The sequence below is a fragment of the Mycobacterium sp. genome, assembly GCF_044342925.1.
Lineage (GTDB): Bacteria > Actinomycetota > Actinomycetes > Mycobacteriales > Mycobacteriaceae > Mycobacterium.
Map to the genome: position 1 here is coordinate 1 of NZ_JBIIOV010000220.1, position 4,259 is coordinate 4,259.

At 68.8% G+C, this 4,259-nt stretch carries 4 protein-coding genes and 1 pseudogene; 2 read left to right on the top strand and 3 right to left on the bottom strand.

The window, feature by feature from the left end; genetic code table 11:
• Together ADBZ6I_RS16250 and ADBZ6I_RS16255 are read right to left on the bottom strand one after the other, a co-directional pair.
• Positions 1–350, bottom strand: a pseudogene (locus ADBZ6I_RS16250) (hypothetical protein); the annotation flags it as partial.
• Positions 351–641 carry a hypothetical protein gene (locus ADBZ6I_RS16255; RefSeq protein ID WP_526385655.1) on the bottom strand — a complete coding sequence of 97 codons (291 nt, stop codon included), beginning with the start codon at positions 639–641 and terminating at the stop codon, positions 351–353. It lies immediately after the preceding pseudogene.
• Positions 642–814: 173 nt separating this feature from the next.
• On the opposite strand from ADBZ6I_RS16255, the gene ADBZ6I_RS16260 reads away from it, so the two are divergent.
• Positions 815–1,852: an ABC transporter permease gene (locus ADBZ6I_RS16260; RefSeq protein WP_526385657.1), complete on the top strand. Its 1,038-nt coding sequence runs from the start codon at positions 815–817 to the stop codon at positions 1,850–1,852.
• 3 nt (positions 1,853–1,855) lie between these two features.
• Positions 1,856–2,848: an ABC transporter ATP-binding protein gene (locus ADBZ6I_RS16265; protein WP_526385659.1), complete on the top strand. Its 993-nt coding sequence runs from the start codon at positions 1,856–1,858 to the stop codon at positions 2,846–2,848.
• On the opposite strand, the gene ADBZ6I_RS16270 is transcribed toward ADBZ6I_RS16265, so the two are convergent.
• Positions 2,845–4,209 (bottom strand): HNH endonuclease signature motif containing protein, encoded by a 1,365-nt coding sequence (locus ADBZ6I_RS16270; protein ID WP_526385661.1) that lies wholly within the window; start codon positions 4,207–4,209, stop codon positions 2,845–2,847. The two genes, ADBZ6I_RS16265 and ADBZ6I_RS16270, sit on opposite strands and share 4 nt — an antisense overlap.
• Between the last annotated feature and the right edge of the window lie 50 nt (positions 4,210–4,259).

Consider the following 4,259-nt stretch of genomic DNA (forward strand, 5'->3'; position numbering starts at 1 on the left):
TCACCGACAACGAAACCCGCTGTACGAGCGGAGTTGACCGCATCGACGGCCTGGCGTTTGAGTTCACTGAGTTGATCGGCTCCCCGGCGGGCGATCGCGGCGGCCTCGTGCAATCGGTCAGAGAGGCCGCGGACCGTCACCAGATCGGCGAATGCCCGCTCTTGAGCGGCATCCGCGGCCTCGCCCTGCCACACCGCACCGCCCGGGGACAGCGCGCCGCGGTGCACACTGTCGAAGACCTCTTCCCACTGCTCGGCCGTGCGCACCCAGTCGGTGGCAGCACGATTGAGGTGCTCCACGTCCCAGCCGAGGATCTGCGACAAGCTCGGCACTGCGCCGACGCCGGGCATCTACACCCGCACCCCGGCGAGCGCGGACAGTGCCTGCGCCGACGTGCGGTCCATGCGGGTGAACTCCGCCGCCGTGACACTCAGCTTGTCGCCGGTGGCGTTGAGTCGAGCGACCAGAACCGCCGCCGTCTCCCCGAGTGCGGTGTATGCGCCGGCGACCGCAACCGCGGTGACCTGCGCCGGTGGCCCAGCGACCGCCGCGGGAACCTCACTGGCTAACCGCGCCGCATGGCCGGCGCACTGTTCAGCCAATGCGTCGACACCCGCCGCGCAAACATCTATCTCCCCCACGCGGGCGATTCTAAAACCGATCCCACACCGGCGTCACGTCACCCAAACCCACCAACGAACGGGCCGCAACAGCCGCAAGCCCGACGATCTTCCGGCATTCTGTGCCGAATTGATCCAAGCCTTCTCCGGGTAGTCCCTTCGGTCGAGTAGCCTGCCCCCATGCTGGGGCCCACGTGCTGACCGCGGCGCTGCGCGACCTGCAATGGCGCAAGCGCCGTTTCGTGATCGCCATCGTTGGCACCGGTCTGGTGTTCGCCATGACGCTGGTCCTCACCGGGCTGGCCAACGGCTTCCGGGTGGAGGCCACCCGCACCGTCGACTCACTCGGCCTGGACGCCTACCTGGTGAAGTCCGGGGCCACCGGTCCGTTCCTCGGGTCATCGGCGTTTCCGGCCAACAAACTTCAGGTGACCGGCGTCGACACCGCGGTGCCCCTGGTATACGGCAGCGCCACCATGCCGTCGGGCGGATCGGCCCGCAGCGTCAACGTCTTCGGCGCCCCGGAACGCGGACCCGGCATGCCGGCCATGGAATCCGGGCGGCCGCCCTCGGAGCCGCACGAGGCCGCGGTGTCCAACACCATGAAGCAGCCCATCGGCGCCACCATCGAAGTCGGTTCGCGCAACCTGCAGATCGTCGGCATCGTCGATGACTCCACCGCGCTGGCCGGCCAGTCCAACATCTTCCTCACCGTCAGCGGCGCCCAGACACTGCTGTTCTCCGGCCAGCAGTTGATCTCTTCGATCGGCCTCGTCGGCCCACCCGAACGTGCCCCCAGCGGCTACAAGCTCGTCGACCGGCGGGGCGCCATCGACGACCTGCTGCGCGCGCTGACCGGCGCCCGCCAGGCGATGAGTCTGATGGCCGGGCTGCTGTGGATCGTCGCCGCGATGATCGTCGGCTCGATGATCTACATGTCGGCCCTGGAACGCACCCGCGACTTCGCGGTGTTCAAGGCCGTCGGCGTTCCGACCCGCTCGATCCTGGCCGGGCTGGCCATGCAGGCCGTCATCGTGGCGGTGCTCTCGGCGATCCTCGGCGGGGTGCTCTCGGTGCTGCTCGGCCCGCTGTTCCCGATGCGGGTGGACATCCCGCAATTCGCGTTCGTGCTGCTGCCGGTCGTCGCGGTTACCATCGGGGTGCTGGCCAGCCTCGCCGGGCTGCGCCGAGCGGTCGTCGTCGATCCGGCTATGGCCTTCGGAGGCCCCTGACTCATGGCAGACCTGCGGATCAAGGACCTGGTTGTCGAGTACGCCAGCGGCCAGGACACGGTGCGCCCCATCGATGGGCTCAACCTGCACGTGGACGAGGGCTCACTGGCGATCCTGCTGGGCCCCAGCGGATGCGGGAAGACGACGCTGCTGTCGTGTCTGGGCGGCATCCTCAAGCCGACGGCCGGGCGCATCGAGTTCGGCGACATCGACCTGACCAAGCTGGGCGCTAGAGAGATTTCGGACTACCGTCGCAACACCGTCGGCATCGTGTTCCAGGCGTTCAACCTGGTGCCCAGCCTGACCGCGCTGGAGAACGTGATGGTGCCGCTGAAGGCCGCCGGCTTCTCGCGCAAGCTGGGCCGTGAGCGCGCCGAGGCACTGCTGGCCCGGGTCGGCCTGGCCGCCCGGATGCACCACCGGCCCGGCGACATGAGCGGCGGCCAGCAGCAACGGGTGGCCGTGGCCCGGGCGATCGCGCTGGACCCGCCGCTGCTGATCGCCGACGAGCCGACCGCTCACCTGGACTACATCCAGGTCGAGGAGGTGCTGCGGCTGATCCGCGAACTGGCCTCCGGCGACCGGGTGGTGGTGGTGGCCACCCACGACACCCGGATGCTCCCGCTGGCCGACCGGGTGGTGGAACTGGTGCCGGAGATGGCGCACACCGACCACGAACCCGAGACGGTGGAACTGCGCGCCGGCGAGGTGCTGTTCGAGCAGGGCACCATGGGCGACATGATCTACATGGTGTCCGACGGCGAGATCGAACTGGTCCGCGAATTACCCATCGGCCGCGAGGAATTGCTGAAGGTGGCCGGCGCCGGCGACTACTTCGGCGAGATGGGGCCGCTGTTCGCGCTGCCCCGCTCGGCCAGCGCCCGGGCAGGCACCGACGCCACCGTGGTGGGCTACACCGTGCAGCAGTTCCGGGAGCGGTTGGGCGCCAGCGGATCCCGCGACATCATCGAACACAAGTCGCTGAACAGCAGTTAGCTGTCTCCGGCAAGGTCCCAATCGTCGGGGATCATTCGCTCGGGGTGGTGGTAGGTGTTGGTGCCGCCGGGAATCGGTAGTTGCGGTGGCGGTAGCCATTCGGTGGTGCCGTCTTTGCGTTTTCGGGTTTTCCAGCCGCCGGGTGTGATGAGGCGGTGGTGTTGGCCGCAGGCGAAGGTGAGCCGGTCGATGTCGGTGCGCCCGCCGTCGGCCCAGTCCTCGACGTGATGGGTCTGGCACAGATAACCCGGCATGTCACAGCCCGGCGCCGTGCAGCCGCGGTCCTTGGCGTGCAGCACGATTCGCTGGTCGGCCGAGGCGATGCGCTTGGCCCGCCCCAGATAGATCGGGCGCTGGGAATGGGCGTCGAACACAGCCAGGTAGTGCCAGGCGTGGGCGGCCATCCGGATCACATCGCGCATCGGCAGCAGAGTGCCCCCGGCGGTGACCGCATGCCCGGCGCCGGTGCTGAGCTGCTCCACGGTGGCCGAGGCGATCACGGTGACCGGTAACCCGTTGTGCTGTCCGAGCTTCGGGTCGCCGAGTTGCCCACGCACCAGAGCCCCCAGCGCGTCGTGCTGGCGCTGGCCGTGCTGGCGGCGATCGGCGTCGACGGCGCTCTGGCTGGGCTCACCGGTGGTGACCGGGATCTGGTCGTCGGGGCTGCACATCCCCGGGGCGGCGAACTTGGCCAGCCAGGCGTCCAGCATCGCCCGCAGTTCCGGGGTGGCGATCAGCCGCCCGATGCTCATCCCGTCGGGTCGTTGCCGCCCGCACCACTGAAACCCGCGCTGCGCCGCCCGGTACTCATCGCTGAACCGGCCATCAGGATTCAGGGTGGCCGCCACCCGCTCGGCGAGCACCTCCAGCTGATCAGGCCGCAGTTCAGTGGCTTTCTCGGCCAGAAACGCCTCGGCTTTGGCCACCTCGCTGGGATGGACGGTCTCGGGCAGATCCCGCAGAAACCTCTGAATGCCCCGCAGATGCTCCCCATCGAGCAGCCCGCCATCCCAGGCCTTCGCCGTCGCCGGCAACAACGGCGCCACCGGCTCACCGGTCAGCGTGCTGCGCGGCTGCAACTGCGCGGCATCGCGCAACCTTCGGCGGGCCTCGGCCGGACTGATCCGGATGACATCGGCGATCACTTTGGCGGTGGCCCCACCCAACTCCGCAGCGCCACAACGGCCCACCGACCCCACACCGTCCAACGACGATGCCGTAACCCGCCGGCGCACCGCCTCCAACCGGTCCAGTGCCTCCAGCCGTTCCCGCACCCCCATGCCATCCCACTCCAGGGCAGCCACACCCGCCACGGCAGCATCCAGCGCGGCGAACACCTCAGCCACCGAAGTCGAAAACATGTTCGAATAATAACGTGAGCCACCGACGCCCAGCCACCAAAAACATTGCG

Coding starts and splice junctions, on each gene's coding strand:
- ADBZ6I_RS16265 (WP_526385659.1), top strand. CDS start 1,856: ATGGCAGACCTGCGGATCAAGGACCTGGTTGTCGAGTACGCCAGCGGC.
- ADBZ6I_RS16270 (WP_526385661.1), bottom strand. CDS start 4,209: ATGTTTTCGACTTCGGTGGCTGAGGTGTTCGCCGCGCTGGATGCTGCC.